This window comes from Aquimarina rhodophyticola (assembly GCF_042434915.1).
Lineage (GTDB): Bacteria > Bacteroidota > Bacteroidia > Flavobacteriales > Flavobacteriaceae > Aquimarina.
The window spans coordinates 956,126-978,036 of record NZ_CP170198.1; the positions used below are offsets into that span (position 1 = coordinate 956,126).

General features: G+C 32.8%; 20 protein-coding genes. All 20 read left to right on the top strand.

The features are described from left to right. The first annotated feature begins 116 nt into the window (after positions 1-116). On the top strand, positions 117-1,277 hold the full coding sequence (locus ACE939_RS04075) for a P1 family peptidase (RefSeq protein WP_378187507.1): 1,161 nt from the start codon (positions 117-119) through the stop codon (positions 1,275-1,277). A gap of 152 nt (positions 1,278-1,429) precedes the next feature. Continuing rightward, positions 1,430-1,951: a TPM domain-containing protein gene (locus ACE939_RS04080; protein WP_378187508.1), complete on the top strand. Its 522-nt coding sequence runs from the start codon at positions 1,430-1,432 to the stop codon at positions 1,949-1,951. Between the two features lie 163 nt (positions 1,952-2,114). Then, positions 2,115-2,714 (top strand): hypothetical protein, encoded by a 600-nt coding sequence (locus ACE939_RS04085; protein ID WP_378187509.1) that lies wholly within the window; start codon positions 2,115-2,117, stop codon positions 2,712-2,714. A gap of 182 nt (positions 2,715-2,896) precedes the next feature. Continuing rightward, positions 2,897-3,535 carry a porin family protein gene (locus ACE939_RS04090; protein ID WP_378187510.1) on the top strand — a complete coding sequence of 213 codons (639 nt, stop codon included), beginning with the start codon at positions 2,897-2,899 and terminating at the stop codon, positions 3,533-3,535. A gap of 223 nt (positions 3,536-3,758) precedes the next feature. After that, the gene (locus tag ACE939_RS04095) at positions 3,759-4,997 is read left to right on the top strand and encodes a serine hydrolase domain-containing protein (protein WP_378187511.1); all 1,239 of its coding nucleotides are present in this window, start codon (positions 3,759-3,761) and stop codon (positions 4,995-4,997) included. Positions 4,998-6,077: 1,080 nt separating this feature from the next. Next, on the top strand, positions 6,078-6,785 hold the full coding sequence (locus ACE939_RS04100; protein WP_378187512.1) for a hypothetical protein: 708 nt from the start codon (positions 6,078-6,080) through the stop codon (positions 6,783-6,785). 616 nt (positions 6,786-7,401) lie between these two features. Beyond that, positions 7,402-8,433, top strand: coding sequence for an ATP-binding protein (locus ACE939_RS04105; RefSeq protein WP_378187513.1), 1,032 nt, complete (start codon positions 7,402-7,404; stop codon positions 8,431-8,433). Between the two features lie 99 nt (positions 8,434-8,532). Further along, complete coding sequence (locus tag ACE939_RS04110; protein ID WP_378187514.1) at positions 8,533-9,207, top strand: hypothetical protein; 675 nt, start codon at positions 8,533-8,535, stop codon at positions 9,205-9,207. A 28-nt stretch (positions 9,208-9,235) separates the two neighbouring features. Beyond that, positions 9,236-9,724: a hypothetical protein gene (locus tag ACE939_RS04115; RefSeq protein ID WP_378187515.1), complete on the top strand. Its 489-nt coding sequence runs from the start codon at positions 9,236-9,238 to the stop codon at positions 9,722-9,724. A gap of 981 nt (positions 9,725-10,705) precedes the next feature. Continuing rightward, complete coding sequence (locus ACE939_RS04120; RefSeq protein WP_378187516.1) at positions 10,706-11,362, top strand: Crp/Fnr family transcriptional regulator; 657 nt, start codon at positions 10,706-10,708, stop codon at positions 11,360-11,362. A 55-nt stretch (positions 11,363-11,417) separates the two neighbouring features. Next, positions 11,418-12,041: a DUF998 domain-containing protein gene (locus tag ACE939_RS04125; RefSeq protein ID WP_378187517.1), complete on the top strand. Its 624-nt coding sequence runs from the start codon at positions 11,418-11,420 to the stop codon at positions 12,039-12,041. 618 nt (positions 12,042-12,659) lie between these two features. Continuing rightward, positions 12,660-13,700 carry a leucine-rich repeat domain-containing protein gene (locus tag ACE939_RS04130; RefSeq protein ID WP_378187518.1) on the top strand — a complete coding sequence of 347 codons (1,041 nt, stop codon included), beginning with the start codon at positions 12,660-12,662 and terminating at the stop codon, positions 13,698-13,700. An 83-nt stretch (positions 13,701-13,783) separates the two neighbouring features. Beyond that, positions 13,784-14,266, top strand: a complete 483-nt coding sequence (locus tag ACE939_RS04135; protein ID WP_378187500.1) for a hypothetical protein — start codon at positions 13,784-13,786, stop codon at positions 14,264-14,266. A 198-nt stretch (positions 14,267-14,464) separates the two neighbouring features. After that, positions 14,465-15,121, top strand: coding sequence for a hypothetical protein (locus ACE939_RS04140; protein WP_378187519.1), 657 nt, complete (start codon positions 14,465-14,467; stop codon positions 15,119-15,121). A gap of 161 nt (positions 15,122-15,282) precedes the next feature. Beyond that, positions 15,283-15,729: a hypothetical protein gene (locus ACE939_RS04145; protein ID WP_378187520.1), complete on the top strand. Its 447-nt coding sequence runs from the start codon at positions 15,283-15,285 to the stop codon at positions 15,727-15,729. A 2-nt stretch (positions 15,730-15,731) separates the two neighbouring features. Beyond that, positions 15,732-16,265: a hypothetical protein gene (locus ACE939_RS04150; RefSeq protein WP_378187521.1), complete on the top strand. Its 534-nt coding sequence runs from the start codon at positions 15,732-15,734 to the stop codon at positions 16,263-16,265. 516 nt (positions 16,266-16,781) lie between these two features. Further along, on the top strand, positions 16,782-17,327 hold the full coding sequence (locus tag ACE939_RS04155) for a hypothetical protein (RefSeq protein ID WP_378187522.1): 546 nt from the start codon (positions 16,782-16,784) through the stop codon (positions 17,325-17,327). Positions 17,328-17,499: 172 nt separating this feature from the next. Next, entirely contained in the window at positions 17,500-18,072 is a 573-nt protein-coding gene (locus tag ACE939_RS04160; RefSeq protein WP_378187523.1) for a GrpB family protein, read from the top strand. Positions 18,073-18,668: 596 nt separating this feature from the next. After that, positions 18,669-20,807 carry a hypothetical protein gene (locus tag ACE939_RS04165; protein WP_378187524.1) on the top strand — a complete coding sequence of 713 codons (2,139 nt, stop codon included), beginning with the start codon at positions 18,669-18,671 and terminating at the stop codon, positions 20,805-20,807. Between the two features lie 584 nt (positions 20,808-21,391). Beyond that, a complete protein-coding gene (locus ACE939_RS04170; RefSeq protein ID WP_378187525.1) occupies positions 21,392-21,910 on the top strand; it encodes a hypothetical protein in 519 nt (172 codons plus the stop codon). The last annotated feature ends 1 nt before the right edge of the window (position 21,911 follow it).

Here is a 21,911-nt window from a genome sequence, read left to right on the forward strand (position 1 = left end):
AAAAAAATAAATAGTAAAATTTAAAAATCTGGCTTGTGGCTCAACCGAAAAATAATCGCTAATTTGCACGCAACGAGCCATACACAAGACCGTTGTACCTCATTAAAACCAAAATTGTGAAAAAAAACATTATTCTAATAATCCTAACTTTTTCAATCTCAATTTATGCACAAAAACCAAGAGCAAGAGATTTAGGAATTCAGTTTGAAGGAAGTACTGGAAAATATAATGCTATAACAGATGTTAAAGGTGTTTCAGTTGGTCATTCTACTATTATTTCAGGAAATGGAAAGAATGAATTAGGAAAAGGACCTATTCGAACTGGAGTGACTGCAATATTCCCAAGTGGAAAAAAGAAAAAACCCTTGTATGCAAACTGGTATAGTCTAAATGGAAACGGAGAAATGACTGGAACTACTTGGATTACGGAATCTGGATTTTTAGAAACACCTATAATGCTGACTAATACATTTAGCGTAGGAACTGTTAGACAAGCAACTTTAAAATGGATGGTTGATACTTCTTGGAGCAATGAAGATTGGTGGTGGGCTTTTCCAGTTGTTGCTGAAACTTATGACGGTTTTTTAAATGATATTTACGGATTTCAAGTGCAGGAAAAAAATGTTTTAGAAGCAATTGAAAATACTACTACCGAAAAAGTTGAAGAAGGCAATGTTGGAGGCGGAACTGGAATGATGAGTTTTGGATTTAAAGGCGGTATTGGAACTTCTTCTCGAGTTTTGAAATTTCCTGATACAACCTATACAGTTGGCGTGTTAGTTCAAGCAAATTATGGCGATAAAAAACGACTCAAAATAGATGGAGTTCCTGTTGGAAAAGAATTGAAAGACACCTTGAATCCTAAATACATAGCGCCACCGAAATCAAGAAGAAAAAGTGGTGATGGTTCTATTATTGTAGTCGTTGCCACTGATGTACCACTACTTCCGCATCAACTTAAAAGAATTTCTCAACGTGTACCAATTGGAATTGGAAAATTAGGTGGAATTGGAGCAAATGGTTCAGGAGACATATTTATTGCTTTTTCGACTGCGAACCAAGAAGCGTATATTCGAGAAGGTAAAACTACAGTTCAAACAGTATCGAATGACTGGATGAATGATATTTTTGATGCCACAATTCAAGCTGTTGAAGAAGCAATTATAAATGCTATGGTAGCAGCTGAAACAATGGAAGGAATTAACGGAAATAAGGTTTATGCGTTACCACACAATAAACTGATTGAGATAATGAAAAAATATAATCGAATAAAATAACGAGGTACAACAATATATAACCGCAATTACGGGGGATGCAACTACGTCCAAATCCACTCTGTAATTGCTAAATCCTGTGTTTAATCAGAAAATAAACGCTAAATTTATCCGTAACTGACGGTTATACGAGACCGTTGTACACAATACCTGAAATGAAAATCGTAGCAAAAATATTAATACTACTTTTGACCTTAAATTTGCTTTCTTGCAAAGATTCAGCAAAAGAAACTATAGCATTATGTTCTTTGGAAATGGAAATGGATATTTTTCCAAAACCTATCGGAATTATAAACGATTACGGACAAATATTCACGAAATCACAACGGACTGAATTAACAAACATTCTTTATGATTATTATGTTAAGACTAAGAGACAAATTGTAGTTGTAACCGTAGATAGCATTAAACCCTATGTTGAAATCCAAAAATACGCAACTGATTTAGGAAATGATTGGAGAGTTGGAGCAGCAAAGAAAAATAACGGACTCGCAATAGTAGTCTGTAAACCTTGTCGACAAATCGGAATTGCAACTGGACTTGGAACTGAACTAATTTTAACCGACGAAATCTGCAAAGAAGTAATTGAGAAAACTATCATACCTGAATTTAAAAGTGGAGAATTCTATAACGGAATTAAAAACGGTGTGACTGAATTAATAGCTAAATGGAAATAAAGTACTGTGTACAACATTGTATAAAAATAATGCGTAAGTTTATTTCTAAATCAAAAGTTAGTGCCTGTTTGCTTGCTTCTGATTTTCCTACGGAAAATCCTCGCACTCAAACTACGCACTATTTTTATACGAGACCGTTATAAGCAAGTTCATAAATAACTAAATGAAAAACATAATTTACTTTTTAATCTTTTCATCAATTGCCTTCTCTTGTCAGGATGAGCAAAATGAAATTATCCAAGAAATTGCGCCCAATGATGGTAAATGGATTAAAGGTGAAATAACTTATTGGATAGCAACTGAGGAAGATGGCATTTGGAATGAAATTAAACCTAATGATACACTAAAATATTCTAGATATGAAAAGTGTACTGAATTCAAACTAGTTGTTAATAATAACTTATCTATAGAAAAATTGGTACTGGTAGATCCGTTAACAGAAACCAAAATTTCAGAAACAGTAGAATATTCAAAAAGAATAAATGAAAACTTAGAAACTCTTATCAGTTTAAGATATGACTATAAGAGTGATAGCTATTTCTCTTATATTATCGATTCAATTGGTACGGAAAAAAAACGAAATAAAAATAAAGTAAAATTAGATAGTATCTATAAATATGCCGAAAAACACGGCTTATCTTTATGTGGAACAGCAGCTAATGAAATCTTACAAGAAGGTATTCCTGAGTTTCCAATACCTCGTGAAATAAGCTTAGATTCAACTATATTAAAAATGAACCAGTGGAAAAACACAAGCTTATAACATTATATATGAAATCAGAGCAAAGTTTAGTCAATCGAAAGGTCATTTCCTTTTCGCAGTGGCGTTAGATTTTTATAAATTGAATAAGAAATAAAAATACGCAGATAGATCGATTGGCTCAGGCTTTTTTGCCTTGCTCCGATTCATATATTTGGCGTTATCAACAATACAAAAAGTGATAAATGAAAAAACTTTATTTAGCTCTTGGAGCATTATTAATTACATTCAATTCAATCTTTTCACAAGATCAAAAAATCAATTTCGGAATGATCGCAGGAATGAACTACTCTTCTTTATTAAAAGCGGAAAGTGAAATTCCAACTGATTATAAAGGAAAAGTGGGGTTCTTAATTGGAGGATTTGTAAATATTAATCTTACCGAAAAACTCTCTATACAACCAGAATTAATGTTCTCTTTACAAGGAGGAGATTTTTCAATTGATCCAAACAGAGTTTTTAATAATGGTGATCCAAATTCACCTATTTCGCTTTCAAATATTGAAGGAAAGATAAATGAGTCAATGATTTTACTTCCTATAACTGCTAATATTCATTTCAATAATAAAATAGAGATGCAAATTGGTCCACAGTTAGGCTATAGTATTAAAAGAAAAATAGAATACGATACTGAAATAGTAATAGAAGGTGATTTCTTCCAACTTGAGCCAGATTCTAAAAAAATTGAATTAGGTGCAATTCTAGACTTGGGATATAATTTGTCTGAAAAATTAAGAATCGGAATACGCTATGCTTACGGGCTAATTAAACGCCAAAATGTTAACACTTCAGTGTTTTCATTAGGTTTACAATATCAGATTTGACAAGAAAAGTTGATAACATCATATATGAAATCAGAGCAAAGTTTAGTACTAGATCGAAATATTATTCCCTTTTGTAATGGCGCTTAAATTTTTATAAGTTTAAAAAGAAATAAAAATGCGCAGATAAATCAATTGGTTCAGGTATGCTTGCCTTGCTCCGATTCATATATTTAGCGTTGGCAACAAGCTGAAAAACGAACTAACCAAAACAAAAGACAACTGAATGAAAAAATCAATATTAATTATATTTCTGCTTTCAATATCAATTTCTTGTAAACAAAAAACAGAATCAAAATCAACCAAAACAAAAGATTATACAATTCTTAACGATTCTTTGAATTCGGGTTTGAAAGATATTTACGAAAAGAAATCTATTGTCGGATTTTCAGTCGCAGTTGTAAATGGAAAGGAGACAATATTTAACCAAGGGTTTGGTTATTCCGATTTAGAGAAAGAAGTAAAATACACAAGCAAAACAAACCAAAAAATTGCTTCTATTTCAAAAACACTAATTGCTGTTTCTCTGCTAAAAGCACAGGAGTTAGGAAAACTTAATTTGGATGACCCAATTAATAAATACTTGCCATTTAAAGTCTTTAACCCAAATCATCCTGATAATGCGATTACAATACGACATTTAGCGACTCATACTTCAACTATTGGAGATATTGATGCATTTTTTCTAAACTCTTACATAATTGACAGCACAGGAAATTCGAAAAATGCTCTTCCATATGATTATTTTAAGAAAGCGGAAAGCAAAATACCACTTATTGATTTTACAAAAAAACTACTTGATAAAAATGGAGAATGGTATTCTTTGAACATTTTTTCCAAGAACAGACCCGGAGAAAAATTTCAATACTCAAATACAGCATCTACATTATGTGCTTTAATTATTCAAATTGCTACAAATGAACCATATGAACAATTTGCTCGCAGACATATTCTTGTTCCTTTAAAAATGACAAATTCTAGATGGTCTATTGAAAGTAGTACTAGCAAAAACGACAGCAGACATTATATTGATAATAAAAGAGTTACTACTAATTACTCTACCAACTCTTATCCAGAGAATGGTTTTATAACTTCGAGTACAGATTTAGCAAAATATCTATCAGAGCTAATAAATGGATATTCAGGAAAGGGTACTATTTTAACTAAAGAAGGGTATAATGAACTTTTCAAAAAACAACTTTCAAAAGAACAAATAGGAAAACGGAGAGATGGAACTTTAGGTATCTTTTTTGAGCACACGAATGATTTTATGGGAGATTCTACCATCTCAATAGGTCATAATGGTAGCGACCCAGGAACACTAACTGCAATGTACTTTAATCCCAAAACACTTATTGGAAAAATAGTTCTCACAAATACAGACTTTGACTTTGACGAAAATGTAATGCCTCAATTTACAGATATTTGGACTGAATTAAAGAAATATGAAGAAAAGCTAGATTGAGGAAAAGCCAGTTGCCAACATTGTATATAAAAAATAGCACAAGTCATTGCAAACCCAAAGGTTTGGGTGTTTTTGGAAAGTCACCAAATTTTTAAATTTGACGATTTCCAATAAAAAAAGATAAATAGTAAAATTTAAAAATTCGGCTTGTGTATCATCTGAAAAGTAACAGCTTATTTTCAGCGCTACTTTTCATATACGGAGACGTTATGCTCAAGCATCAGAAGTGGAAACAGCACCTGAAAAGCAGAACGTAAGCAATACGTTTGACGGACGGGCTACACTGCAAAGACCTGAGTATTTTTTCAAAGATTTTTACCGATTAAAAAGTTGGAGCTTTTCCCCGATTCGGACGCTGTACGCGGTAGCGAACTTACGTTGGTTAAGCCTATTCCAATAGTAACAAAGCGATCGCGAGAGTTAGAAAAGCAATACGCAAGGGTTTCGTAAGAAATTATCGCTTTGCTAAGCAAGTTTGCAAAATACAGGCTTCATAAAAGCCAGAGCATAACAAAATGTATAAGTTCATAGCGGCTGAAATTCCTAACGGAATTTCACGCACATTTGCTATCTTTGAGCTGTGCGGAACATTCTTTTTCGAGTTTGCCCGCTACGAAATTATACATTAAGCGTTATGCCCAAGCATCAGAAGTGAAAACAGCACCTGAAAAGCAATACGTAAACAGACTCTAAACGGACGGGCTACACTGCAAAGACCTGAGTATTTTTTCAAAGATTTTTACCGATTGAAAAGTTGGAGCTTTTCCCTGATTCGGACGCTGTACGCGGTAGCTAACCTGTGTTGGTTAAGCCTATTCCAATAGTAACAAAGCGATCGCGAGAGTTAGAAAAGCAATACGCAAGGGTTTCGTAAGAAATTATCGCTTTGCTAAGCAAGTTTGCAAAATACAGGCTTCATAAAAGCCAGAACATAACAAAATGTATAAGTTCATAGCGGCTGAAATTCCTCACGGAATTTCACGCGCATTTGCTATCTTTGAGCTATGCGGAACATTCTTTTTCGAGTTTGCCCGCTACTAATTATACATTAAACGTTGGCGTGCATTTAATACAAACATTATGGATAACTGTTACAATTGTGGAATAGAATTGAATGATGAAAATCGGACAAGAGAGCATATTCCAGCTCAAAACACATTTGCAGGATACTCAAACGAATACAAGCAGAATCGATTAACTGTTCCTGCCTGTCATACTTGTAATAACCAATATTCAAAAATTGACCAAGAAGTTCGAGATGCAATTGGAATTATGAATGAGGATAATGAAGAACAGCAAGAACTGACAAGAAAATCAGTTAAATCAATAATGAGAAGAAGAAATTGGATGGACAGGGTTCATTTTTCTGACGGGAAGGTCGTTGCCGTATCATTTGACTATAATGTTTTTAGAGAATTACATATTAAGAACTTTAAAGGTGTTTTTTATGAAAAATATGGTTATCCAATTCCAGATAAATATGGAATTGAAATAATTGCGGAAGGAGATGAAGAAGACCAAAAACTAATGGGAATTGCCCAACATCTTTATAATTATGTTTCAGAAGGAAATGACTGGAATGTTTCAGGACACGAAGATATTTTTCAATACAAAATGAAATCGTTAACTCCAGACGCAAATGACCAAATTTTTGATAGTTCTGATTTGAAAAATGCTCTAGGAATTGTTTCTGTGTTAGTATATCACAAAAATTTAAGTCCAGTAATTATCGCTGCAAAAAAGGACTTTCTTGAAAGAATAAAAACGACACGCCAACAACGTGTATAAAACATAGCTAATAAGTACTAAATCGAAAGTTTGGATCTTATTTGTTAAGACCGCCAAATTTTTAATTTGGCTTTTAAAAGTGATAAATTAAAAACAAAATATAAAAATTCGGCTCTGTGTTAACTCAAAAATTTAGTGTCTTTTTGCACGCTACGTTTCATACACAAGCCGTTATGCTCAAGCATCAGAAGTGGAAACAGCACCTGAAAAGCAGAACGTAAGCAATACGTTTGACGGACGGGCTACACTGCAAAGACCTGAGTATTTTTTCAAAGATTTTTACCGATTAAAAAGTTGGAGCTTTTCCCCGATTCGGACGCTGTACGCGGTAGCGAACTTACGTTGGTTAAGCCTATTCCAATAGTAACAAAGCGATCGCGAGAGTTAGAAAAGCAATACGCAAGGGTTTCGTAAGAAATTATCGCTTTGCTAAGCAAGTTTGCAAAATACAGGCTTCATAAAAGCCAGAGCATAACAAAATGTATAAGTTCATAGCGGCTGAAATTCCTAACGGAATTTCACGCACATTTGCTATCTTTGAGCTGTGCGGAACATTCTTTTTCGAGTTTGCCCGCTACGAAATTATACATTAAGCGTTATAGCCAATCAAATAAATATGCTGACAGAATCCGATTTTGAAAATCTCCTAAATAAAAGTGAAAGTACAACATTGGACTTTAAAAAAGATTTTTATGACTTCAGCAACGATAATAATAAGCAAGTAACTTCTAAATTTGTTAAGGATGTAATTTCCTTTTCAAATACAATACGGACGGAAAACGCTTATATTATTTTTGGAGTTAAAGAACTCGAAAGCGGTGAACTAAATCTGGTTGGAATTTCAAAAAAGGTCGATGATGCAATACTACAAGAGAAAGTAAAAAGTAAAGTAACTCCAAGACCTGTTTTTCTTTATTACAGCATTAAATATCAGGGAAAATTATTTGGTGTTCTTGAATTCCCAGTCACTAAATATGAAATGCCAATAATTCCAATAGTAAGTTCTTTAAAAGGTCTGGATCCTGAAAAGGTTTACTATAGAAATGGTACCTCTAACACAGAAGCTAGCCCATACGACGTAATTAGAATCAATGATTGGCTAAGAAGATTGCCTCAAGAAGAAAATCCAAATTCTATTAATGACGACATATCTAAATATTTAACGGAGCTTACAAAAAATGAACACAAACTCTCTGTTATAATATCAGAATTGCTACAAATATCTAAAAAGCATAATTTACAACGATTAAAAGAGTTTTGTGAGGATCAAATCAAAGGTATCAATTCGGGAAAAACGGACGGTTATGGTTATAGAACACAAAAGGTTCATATCTCTTGGAACAAGGTGGAAATTAATCCTTATTCAATAATCAAACCAACAGCCCAATCAATGAAGAATGATTTTGACAATCATAAAGAATTTTTTGATTTCAAATTAATTCTGCAGCATCCAATAATTGAAATTGAAAATCTTCTAGAGAGAATAGGTAATAACCCAGATTTTTATTTAACTTTTAAAACTGATACTGTCTCCGCTCTAGATATGGAACGAAAAAGAGACTTGTATATTTATCTATTTGCGGAAAACATCATTATGCTTTATAAAAACATAAGACAAAAAGCAATAGATCTTCTAATGGAAATTTAAAAAGGCTATAACAATTTGTATATTGCATATGCTTCCTTCGGGAAGCAAACGCAACATACAAGGGACGTTGTGTTTCATTAGGAAAACCTAAAAAATAATATGAATATCTCCGAACGTGCTCAAAAATATTTACAGACGTTAAAAAGAGATTCTAATTTTGTTTCAGACGAAAAAGAAACTAAGGAATATCTTTTTAGTCAGAATATTGAGACAACAGATGAATTCTTGAAATTCCAAGTACAATATTCTGGATATGAATTGACAATTGATAATGATTGTGGGAATTCATTTTCTGCTTCTTTATTTTCTAAAACTCAAATTAAAAAAAACTTAAAACTAGAAATTGAAAAAGCTGGAGATAGATATATAGAGGTTTGTGGTGACCATAAAACCGCTCAATTCACTTTTTTTCTGACTCATAAAGGTGAATTTTGCACATTAGACGATGATGATTTACCAAATATCCTTCATTCTTCTTTTGATAAATTAGTGGAGGAATATGCATTAAGAAATGAAATTTCTGATTGGGATTCCAATCCATACTATCACGAAATAAAAGATATTAATCGGTTAGAAAGGTTAATGAATGATAATTTTGATGTTATTGAGGAATGTTCGGACGAATATTCTACTTGGTGGAGAAAAGATAGTTTGATTGCTGTTAAAGGTGTTTGGTTGGATAGACCAGAATTTTATTTTCGTATTTATGGAAAAAATGAAGATGAATGTTATGATTTTATTGAGGAATTGTCGGATAAGAATATAATAAAATAACGAAAACACAACAATTTGTATATTGCATATGCCGCCTTCGGCAGGCAAACGCACCATACAAGAGACGTTACCTGCAAGCAGAAAAATGAATATTCCAAAAACATCAGATGACCTTAAAAATGAATTCTATTCCTCAATTGACTTAATTGATAAAATAGGAGATCTAAGAATTCGACAGCTGACTGAAAAACTGAACAAAGTTTCGGATGAAATTATTGTGATGGGAATAATCAAAATATTTGAAAATACGGACAGACAAGAATCGCAATATACTGACCAAAAATATGCAGGAAAAATATTGACCGAACTAAAACCGAAAACTGACATTGATTTAAACCTAATTCTAAAATCAACTCTTGGAAATTGGAATAAAAGTGTTGAAGAGTTTCCGTTTTGGTTAAAAGAAAATTATGGAATCGATTTACTCAAAATCAAACTGACTGAATTGGAAACTCTAGATCTGACTCAATTGGAATCGGACAAATTGAAAACAATCAAATGGTGGCTAAGAATATAATATTGAATAAAAGCCAGCAGGTAACATTATATATGAAATCAGAGCAATAGTTTAGTGTCAAATCAAAAGGTCATTTCCTTTTTGCGATGGCGCTAGATTTTTATAAATTAACAAGAAATAAAAATGCGCAGATAAATCAATTGGTTCAGGTATCCTTGCCTTGCTCCGATTCATATATTTGGCGTTATGCCCAAGCATCAGAAGTGAAAACAGCACCTGAAAAGCAGAACTCAAGCAATACGTTTAACGGACGGGCTACACTGCAAAGACCTGAGTATTTTTTCAAAGATTTTTACCGATTCAAAAGTTGGAACTTTTCCTCGATTCGGACGCTGTACGCGGTAGCGAACTTACTTTGGTTAAACCTATTCCAATGGCAGCAAAGCGATCGCGAGAGTTAGAGCAAGATGACTCAATAAGTACGAAAGCAATCATCGCTTTGCTAAGCAAGTTTGCAAAATACAGGCTTCATAAAAGCCAGAGCATAACAAAATGTATAAGTTCATAGCGGCGGAAATTCCTAACGGAATTTCACGCGCATTCGCTATCTTTGAGCTGTGCGGAACATTCTTTTTTGAGTTTGCCCGCTACTAATTATACATTAAGCGTTATGCCCAAGCATCAGAAGTGAAAACAGCACCTGAAAAGCAGAACGCAAGCAATACGTTTAACGGACGGGCTACACTGCAAAGACCTGAGTATTTTTTAAAAGATTTTTACCGATTCAAAAGTTGGAACTTTTCCCCGATACGGACGCTGTACGCGGTAGCTAACCTGTGTTGGTTAAGCCTATTCCAATAGTAACAAAGCGATCGCGAGAGTTAGAAAAGCAATACGCAAGGGTTTCGTAAGAAATTATCGCTTTGCTAAGCAAGTTTGCAAAATACAGGCTTCATAAAAGCCAGAGCATAACAAAATGTATAAGTTCATAGCGGCGGAAATTCCTAACGGAATTTCACGCACATTTGCTATCTTTGAGCTGTGCGGAACATTCTTTTTCGAGTTTGCCCGCTACGAAACTATACATTAAACGTTAGCAACAAGGCTGAAAAACCAACAAACATTATAGAAAATTTAATAAATCATATTACCAATTTCATTCCTGTATCAACCGAATTAAAAAAGCGACTTGAAACAATTTGTGAAATTCAAAATTTTCCTAAAAATCATTTCCTTCACAAACCAAATAGGACTTGTTTATACACATATTTCATAAATAGTGGTCTGGCAAGAATTTATTATTTAAAAGATGACAAGGAAATCACAGATAATTTTGCGGCAGAAAATGAGTGGATAACATCAATTTACAGCTTTCTTCAAAACGTTCCCGACAACTTCCATATCCAAACTTTAGAAGAAACGCAAGTGATAAGATTTTCTTTAAATGACCTCGAAGATTGCTTTAAGGATTTCCCAAAAATGGAACGATTTGGACGAATGTTGATTTCAAAATACTTTTTAGAGCAGTCCGAACGTATTATCTCACTTCAGTTTAATTCTGCTAAAGAACGCTACATTTTTTTTGAACAAACTTCAAAAAACAAATTAGCAAGAGTACCGCTTGGAATGTTGGCATCTCACTTGGGTATGACACAAGAAACATTGAGTAGAGTTAGATCATCAAGTAATGCTTTTTGATATAAATCAAATTTACGAATTGTGATTATCCATACCTTTGAACTCAAAAATCAAAATGACCAACAAATCTTACGGAATAATCGGAATTGCAGCGCCAATACTATTTTTAATAACATATTTGATTATGTCCTCAATTCGTCCAGAATATTCAATGTTTACAAAAGCCATTAGTGAACTTGGTTCGATTGATGCGCCAAATAAATGGATTTGGAACTTCTTCGGTTATATTCTTTCTGGAATTTTAATCGCAATTTATTCTTTAGGACTTTATAAAAATGTAGTTATAACAAAATCAAGCAAATTGTCGCTTTACGGAATTTTATTTAGTGGTATTTTTATGACAATATCAGGAGTATTTCCTGGTGATTTTGACAACAAACAATCCACAACAATGCTTTTACATACAGTTGGTAGTTTTGGAAGTTATATCTTCTTTTTAATTGGAGCTTTTACCTATCCTAAATTGATGAATAAAACGAATTATTGGAGTAGTGTAAAAAAACCGACTCTAATTTTCACATACTTAACTATTGTATTCGGTGTTTGGCCATTTATCTTTCCGAACATTCCCGCATTTGGTCAAAGAATTGTTTTCTTCTTTTATTTTTTATGGATATTTTACACAGCCATTAAACTCTTAAACCAGCCGAAAGAAAGCCCAGTTGCTAACAAGGTATAAAAAACATAGGGCTTTTGTGCTTAACCGAAAGTTCTGTGCTTATTAACAAAGTCCGCTAAATATAAAATTTGGCGTTTATAAGTAAAAAGATAAAAGCAAAATATTTATATTTAGCTAAGTAATAAACCGAAACGATAGTGCTTATCACTTGCCCTACGTTTCTTATACGAGACGTTATGCCCAAGCATCAGAAGTGAAAACAGCACCTCAAAAGCAGAACGCAAGTAATACGTTTAACGGACGGGCTACACTGCAAAGACCTGAGTATGTTTTCAAAGATTTTTACCGATTCAAAAGTTGGAGCTTTTCCTCGATTCGGACGCTGTACGCGGTTGCGAACTTGCGTTGGTTAAGCCTATTCCCATAGTATCAAAGCGATCGCGAGAGTTAGAAAAGCAATACGCAAGGGTTTCGTAAGAAATTATCGCTTTGCTAAGCAAGTTTACAAAATACAGGCTTCATAAAAGCCAGAGCATAACAAAATGTATAAGTTCATAGCGGCTGAAATTCCTAACGGAATTTCACGCGCATTTGCTATCTTTGAGCTGTGCGGAACATTCTTTTTCGAGTTTGCCCGCTACGAAACTATACATTAAGCGTTATATGCAATAAGAGCAAATGAACCAGATAATTTCTAAAATAGAACGGGCGAATTCTGAAAAATTGGCTTTACTAAGTCTAACAAAGGAAGATTTAACCAATATACCGAGTGAAGTTTTTGAGTTGGAACATTTGACAAATCTCAATTTGAGAGATAATAACATACAGAGTATTCCAAGTGAAATTTCAAGACTTAAAAAACTCAAAGTTCTTTATTTGGACGGGAACAATATCAAAGAGCTACCAACCGAGATTTTTGAACTTGAAAATCTTGAAATACTAAACATTGACAAGAATAATTTGAAATTCCTACCAAATAATATTGGTAGTTGCAGAAACTTAAAACGTTTACACATTTCTAAGAATGACTTGACCGAATTACCTGAATCAATAGGTGATTTGTTAAATCTTGAACACTTATTTGGTCATGGTAACAGCATTGTAAATTTACCTAAAGAGGTAGGGTATTTGGAAAAACTAACACATTTAAACTTTTTCAACAACCAAATACAAAACCTTGATTTCGATTTAAGTCGATTAACTAAACTTGAGTATTTAGAGCTTGGATTTAATGAAATTAAGAAGGTTTCTACAACCATTGGCAAGTTGACAAAATTGAAAATACTTTCCCTGTTTGATAACGCATTGAAAATTCTACCAGCGGAATTGAATTCTCTTGTGGAGTTAACGAAGCTAAATTTGTCATATAACAATCTGAAAGAAATTGATTTTGACTTAAACCTAATGAAAAACCTTGCCGAACTCCACGTTTTTGCAAATGAAGAATTGAAATTTAAGCAACTAGACATCTTAGAACTTTGTAATAGAACTCCTAATTATTCAACACACAGCAGACTAATAATAGACCAAACTCAGGAAAGTTTAATTGAAAAGTATCGAAGGAGAATTGAGTCTTCAAAAATTGGAATTGTTGACTTAGATAAAAGAAGAATGCCAGAAGACCATTACAAACAAATCCCAATCGAACTCTCGGAAAGATATAAACTTACCGACCCAAGACTTGAAAAATTCAGAATGTTAAGAGAAAAAAGAAAATAAAGCATATAACAACATGTATATTGCATATGCACCCTGCGGGATGCAAACGCACCATACATAAAACGTTAGTATTAATTGAAAAAATGAGACGATTAAAGTTATTATTGACTAGCCTATTTATATTAATCTCAATAGTAATTATAACAGCTTATTTTATACCTAATATTATTAAAATAATTGCTGATTATAATTATAGACCTAAAATAAACATCTACAAGCTTATAATCATTTTGATTCAATTGTCAATATTGATTTATGTTGCTTATAGAGCTTTAAAATATCTGAGAATTAATCTATCAAATCGAGAATTAAAAAGAGAAATGCTAAATTCCAATTGGATAAAGATTGAGTCCAAAAATTATGTCTTTGATTTATATAAAGATGAGAATTCTTCTTCATATAAAGTTCATACATATAAACCCAAACATGGAGGAGTTGACGTAATTCACTATTTGACAAATGACGAAGTAAAAAATTACCTGTCAAACGGAATTGATAGTTTAAAACTTAGATTTGATGATATGGATAAAAACTATTCTAAATATGAATTGAAATCGTGGAGATAAACTAATACTAACACTATGTAAACGCAATGCTTTTAAGGACTTTGGTCTAAGGGAGTTTTGTGTTTGTGAGGTCGACGTCACAAATTTTATTATTTTACAATCAAATTTAAAAAACTAAAAAGTGTAACGCCTTGCGCCCTATCGAAAGTCACTGACTTTTTACACGCACAGACGTTTACATTTAACGTTGCCAGTAATTTGAGAAAAACATTGGAAATCACAAAAAAAGACATAGAAAAACTAATTGAATTGAGAAAAGAAAACACTTTTCTTAATCATTTATGGAATGTTTTTTCTCGTGATTTTAGAGCAAAAGGAGAAATTGGTCGGAATGAAATAAAAGTTTGGAAACAGAATATGTGGAATATGACTTTCTATCCGATTTTCACGTTTGAATTAAACGCTAATAATCATCTGACAAACATAACGCACAAATTAAATCCAATAGGAAAAACAATCGTTGGATTATTTTCAATCGGAATTATCTACTTTGTTTTTACCAATTTCTCAACCGATTTTGACTTTTTGGAAAATTGGTTGGCAATTCTAATCGTTTCGGTTTTCTTGCTAATTTTTATTATCGTTTTCAGAAAACTTTATCAATCCGAAAAGCAAAATCAACTTGACGAAATATTTGAGTTTTTAGACATAGAAGTTGAGGAAAAGAAACCAGAAAAGGAATGGTCACTGAAAAATATATTAATCAGATTATTTACGTATCCGTTTTGTCTGTTTTTAATCGGACTTAACATTTTTCTAATAATTCCGAATGGACAATACATTTTAGCATTGGGAACTTTTGGGTTTGTTGGATTTTATCTATTTGCGGATTTGAAAATGATATTTAAAAAATAAAAACTACTGGCAACACCATGTATAATTAATTGCTTTTTTAAGTTCTTACTTGCGAAAATTCCTGCGGAATTTTCTCGGGTTCGTAAATGTTTGTTAACTTAGTTGCTTAACCACGCAACTAACCATACACAAACACGTTGTAGCCAATTACGAAAACGAAAATGAGGAATATAATATTAACTTTTATTTTATTGATAAGTGGAATTTTGTTTGCTCAAAAAACTGACAGTCTGAAATTGGAGCAGATTTATCAAAAAATTGATTCGATAAAATATTCTGAATCGGATTTTATTAAAATGCAGAAGTATTTTAATGAGAACTCAGAATTAAATACCCTGATTTCAAAAAAAGCTAAACAAGGAGATAAAAATGCAACTGACTTCCTTGAAATACTGACTCTTCCCTATGACAAAGCAAATGAAAAATACGGAGAGAAAGAAATTAAGGTTATAATACATTCTCATTATATGTCTGTTGGAGTTCAGGAAAAGTTTAACAAATTGAATTCGGAACTGGACGCGAAACTTGATAGTTTAAAATTGCAAAAAGAATATTTTGAAAAAGAAATAGAAAATGACAAACGAATAATAGACAGTCTAAAAAACTAATAATGATTATCGAAGAAACTTATGGACTTACGAGTTTTAATGGATTTTTCGAAATACCTATTTATAGACTTACTAATGAAAAGTTTGAGGTCGAATTAAGCAGTTATATTACTAAAGAGATTCCATATTCAAAAGAGGATATGGAGAAATGGAATCCTGGAAAAGGTAAATCAATGTATGATCAAGTTTGGTCTGATATTAAAGACTTAAGTGAATATAACTGGAAATTTAACGAAATAATTGGTTGGATAACCCTACACTTAAATCACAATACTATAATAGGAGAGATTTTTCTTAAAAAAGCAAAACGAATTGTAAAAAATAGTAGATCAAAAATTAAATTTTACGATTGCGCTTTTAAAATACCATTTAACAATCAAGATTCAAATCAAAAGATATTTGAAGAAACGTTGAATGAAATAAATAAGGTTCAACAAATGACCAAATTTAAAAACCGATATATTGACAAATCCAAATTTGAACTTATTGGACCTCATATTGATTGGAAAAACCTTTATAAAATGCTCAATAAATAAAAAACTGGCTACAACAATTTGTATATTGCATATGCCGCCTTCGGCAGACAAACGCAACATACAAGAAACGTTATGCCCAAGCATTAGAAGTGGAAACAGCACCTGAAAAGCAGAACGTAAGCAATACGTTTAACGGACGGGCTACAGTGCAAAGACCTAAGTATTTTTTCAAAGATTTTTACCGATTCAAAAGTTGGAGCTTTTCCCAGATTCGGACGCTGTACACGGTAGCGAACTTGCGTTGGTTAAGCCTATTCCAATAGTAACAAAGCGATCGCGAGAGTTAGAAAAGCAATACGCAAGGGTTTCGTAAGAAATTATCGCGTTGCTAAGCAAGTTTGCAAAATACAGGCTTCATAAAAGCCAGAGCATAACAAAATGTATAGATTAATAGCGGCTGAAATTCCTAACGGAATTTCACGCGCATTTGCTATCTTTGAGCTGTGCGGAACATTCTTTTTAGAGATTGCCCGCTACGAAACTATACATTAAGCGTTGTAAAACATTTGAAAAAAAATGAAAACAAGATTAAAATATTTAATAATTCCTTTTTTAGGATTGCTAATTGGTTGCGCAAGTGGACAACTGAAAACTACGGAAATCGAGAATGATGAAGCTATCATAATTGCTCGTACGTTCATAAAAAATAATGGAGAAAATATAAATACAAAATGGAATTTTCTTTGGGATGAAAGATTATGGGGGAAAAACGCTGTTTGGGTTGAAAAAGATGGATATGTATTTATGAAATTACCAAAAGGAAAACATTTTATATCTCTACTTCAATACAATGAATATCGAAAAAATATTCCTGACAATTATTTATCTGTAGATTTAGAACCCAACAAAATATATTATATCGGAGATTTGACTTTTAACTGGAATATCAACAAAAATGATGTTGCGAATACTGGTGTTGTCGGAGCAGTTTCAGACGCAGGAAAAAATGAAAATAAAATTCAAGTTGACCTAATTGACAATTACGAAAATATGGTTAAGGAATTTAATGAAGAGTACGGAAATTCAAAACCTGTTGAAAAGCAACTAATCCAAATTGAATAAATAAAAAACGTTTTACAACACCGTATAAACTTTATTGCTAGTTTTGGCTCACTTAGGAAATTCCTTCGGAATTTCGCCGTTCGTGTTTTATTTAGTAAATTCATTGCTTAAACAACGCAACAAAGCTTATACAACAACGTTGGGCGCAAGCTGACCAAACCAAAACTATAGAATGAAAAAAACGCTAAATGACTTGACCAAAGACGAATGGAATACACTATATCCAATTGAATTGGTCGACCATAATCCAGAATGGAATAGAATTTACGAGGAAGAAAAAAATCGTATCGTTGACAAGGTTGGAAACGAAACAATACTGCGAATCGAACACTTTGGGAGTTCATCCATTCCAACTATAAAATCGAAACCATATATCGACTTAATGATTGAAATCCCGAAAGAGAAATTATTTGATGAGAATTTAATTGCTCAATTTACAGAGTTGGGATATTCACATTTTGTAGTACCAGCAAGAGAAAATATTGAGGCTTATTCGTCTTTCGGAAAAGGATATAATGTTGACGGAACCAAAGAGCAGATTTTCCAAATCCATATGTGTCCAAAAGATAATGTAATGTGGAAACAAATTGATTTCCGCGATTACCTAAACTCGAACGAAAAAAGAGCCAAGGAATACGAAAGTTTGAAACTGGAACTGGCTTTAAAATTTAAAAACGACCGAGGAGCATATGTCTTGGGAAAAACTGAATTTGTAAAAGAAACATTGGAATTAATAAACGAATAAAGCCAGCGCACAACATTGGCTATAAACAATTGCTATTAGAGGCTTATCCTGAAAATTCCTGCGGAATTTTCAGCTTATCTTGTACTTGCAAAAGTCCGTGCTAACACACGCAACTGTTCATAGCCAAACCGTTATGCCCAAGCATCAGAAGTGAAAACAGCACCTGAAAAGCAGAACGCAAGCAATACGTTTAACGGACGGGCTACACTGCAAAGACCTGAGTATTTTTCAAAGATTTTTACCGATTCAAAAGTTGGAACTTTTCCCCGTTACGGACGTTGTACGCGGTTGCGAACTTGCTTTGGTTAAGTCTATTCCAATAGTAACAAAGCGATCGCAATAGTTAGAAAAGCAATACGCAAAGGTTTCGTAAGAAATTATCGCTTTGTTAAGCAAGTTTGCAAAATACAGGCTTCATAAAAGCCAGAGCATAACAAAATGTATAAGTTCACAGCGGCTGAAATTCCTAACGGAATTTCACGCGCATTTGCTATCTTTGAGCTGTGCGGAACATTCTTTTTCGAGTTTGCCCGCTACAAATTATACATTAAGCGTTACAAGCAATTTAATCAAAAAAATACTTGCAAATAAAAATTATGAAATTTATAAAATTAACATTTTTAACAACATTTCTATTGATGAGCTGTTCGAAAGAAGAATTGATAGTGAGTGAAGAAAATTATTCAAAAAATTCAACAGATTCTAGTAACAGTTGTTCTTCTGCAGATTACCTTATAACTTCGAATGACAGTAAGAATAGTTTTTATGCAGCCATAAACAGCATACAAAATTTAAGAGAAAATGGCGATACTTCAATAAAAACTATATGCATTGAAAGTGATGTTGTAATAGAGTTTAACAAAAATGATAGACCTCCATCTGAATGGTACTTTTTTAAAGTTCCATCAAATGTCGAAATTAAAGGTAACGGCGCTGTTTTTAAAAGTCAACAAGGTGCTTACAACATAATTTTTGCTTTAATTACGGAAAGTAATATAACACTTAATGGTATAGTTTTTAAAAATACTACAGAACACAACTACCCCCTTCAAATAGGTGTTAAAATATTTGGTGACTCCAACGAAATTATAAATAATATTACTATCAAGAATTGTGATATTTCTGGTAATAACAGAGCGGCGATAGATATTTTTAACGCAAAAAATGTTTTTGTAGAAAATAATTATATTCACCATAATTTTGGTACTTGTGATACCGAGGGTTGTAGAACAGGTGGCTTAGGGTATGGAATAAGTGTAGGAGATGGAAGTACTGTACAGGCATTAAACAATCGTTTTTTATATAATAGACATGCTATAGCTTCTTCCAATATAACAGAAAATTCACATTACATTGCTCGAGGCAATACTGTTTTGCAAGAATACAATAATGATCCTATAATAAGAAACTATAGCGAAAAGGAAACCCTATTGAACAATCTAAATTCCATTCACCATTTTGATGCTCATGGATCAGGCAATAATGGACAAAATGGTGGATCCACAGGAACATTTGTAATAGAAGAGAATGTCTTTTACAATAATAGAAGTTTTGCCGCAAACAATAATAAAATTATTTCCATAAGAGGAATTCCTAGGGAATGCTCATATGTTAGAAATAATATTTTTCCAAATGGGAATGGATTTGATAACTTGAAACAATCATCTGGAGATAATTCATTAATAATTCCAAATTGTTCCAATAATCAATTCAAAAATATTATTATAGAAGGAAATACAGCAAATAATGAACCGTCTGCTGGTCTAATCAAAAATTTAATAGTTTTTAAAGAAAATGGAGACTTAATTAATTACCCCACCCTAAATGACCTAAAAGGAAACGGAATTCTTGTTGGAAATGGTTTTTCTCAGACCAATTATTCTGACTATTTAGTTGCTAATTGGACAGGAAATGGAACTTCTGATTTGATAGTCAGAAATACTCAAGGAGAATTGCGTGCACTTAAATTCAACGGAAGCACTTTTTACGGACAGACCATTAATGGTGAAAGTTTTCCAGTCGTTGCTCACGGTTTTTCTCAGACCAATTATTCTGACTATTTAGTTGGTGATTGGACAGGAAATGGAACTTCTGATTTGATAGTCAGAAATACTCAAGGAGAATTGCGTGCACTTAAATTCAATGGAAGCACTTTTTACGGACAGACCATTAATGGTGAAAGTTTTCCAGTCGTTGCTCACGGTTTTTCTCAGACCAATTATTCTGACTATTTAGTTGGTGATTGGACAGGAAATGGAACTTCTGATTTGATAGTCAGAAATACTCAAGGAGAATTGCGTGCACTTAAATTCAATGGAAGCACTTTTTACGGACAGACCATTAATGGTGAAAGTTTTCCAGTTGTTGCAAATGGAATAAATGAATCATACTTTAAATTTATTGTAGCTGACTGGACAAATGACGCTATTAGCGATTTACTAATGGTTAATTTAGATGGTGATATTTTTATCAACAAATTTAATGGAGTCACTTTTTACGGCCAAACAATTAATGGAAAGTCAAATCCTGTTAAAGTTTTCGATGGGAGTTTATACAAAGATTATTACATTGGAGATTTCACCGGAGATCAATATTCAGATTTATTGGTAATTGATAATTCCAACGATGTATTCCTGTTAAAATATAATCCGTCCACAGTTGAATTTGGTACACCAAACCTAATTACGACTAATTTTGAGTATTCAAAAATTTTAATTGGTGATTGGAATAATTAAAAAAAAGCTTGTAACATTATATAACAAAACATAGTTGCCCTTTGGGACAACAACGTTTGTTATATTTACCGTTATGCCCAAGCATTAGAAATGGAAACAGCACGTGAAAAGCAATACGCAAACAGACTCTAAACGGACGGGCTACACTGCAAAGACCTGAGTATTTTTTCAAAGATTTTACCGATTCAAAAGTTGGAGCTTTTCCCCGATTCGGACGCTGTACGCGGTTGCGAACTTGCTTTGGTTAAGTCTATTCCAATAGTAACAAAGCGATCGCGAGAGTTAGAAAAGCAATACGCAAGGGTTTCGTAAGAAATTATCGCTTTGCCAGGCAGGTTTGCTAAGTATAGGCTTCATAAAAAGCCAGAGCATAACAAAATGTATAAGTTCATAGCGACGTAAATTCCTAACGGAATTTCACGCGCATTTGCTATCTTTGAGCTGTGCGGAACATTCTTTTTTGAGTTTGCCCGCTACGAAATTATACATTAAGCGTTAGCACCAATTAGAAAAAAAAAACATTGAGAGACGACTTTAAATACGACCTAATTGACAATTCAGTATCATTTATCTGCTCTAAATGGATGTTAGATAGAACACCTTTTATATTTGATGATGATAGAATAAAGTACATTGAGTGGAAAGAACAACTGGCTGAAAAACTTAAAGTTGATAGTAAATCTATGGTGTTTACTGGAAGTTCAAGTTGTGGCTTCAGTCTAAATCCAAATAAAAATTATCGTGACTTCAATGAAGAATCTGATATTGACATAGCTATAATATCTGATTTTCATTTTGATGTTGCTTGGAAAACTTTGAGGAATTTAGGAACTAAACGTTTTGACTTAAACAACATTCAACAAAACAGCCTCAAAGAACACGTAAACAGATTAATTTATTGGGGAACTATTGCTACTGATAAAATATTAGAAATACTTCCGTTTGGAAAAGAATGGGCATTACATTTACTTGATATGGAAAAAGTCGACCCAATAAATAATAGGACAATAAACATTAGAATTTATAAAGATTATGAGTCTCTACGAGCATATCATATAAATAATTTAACGAACTTAAGAACTCAACTATACGAGAACGAATAAT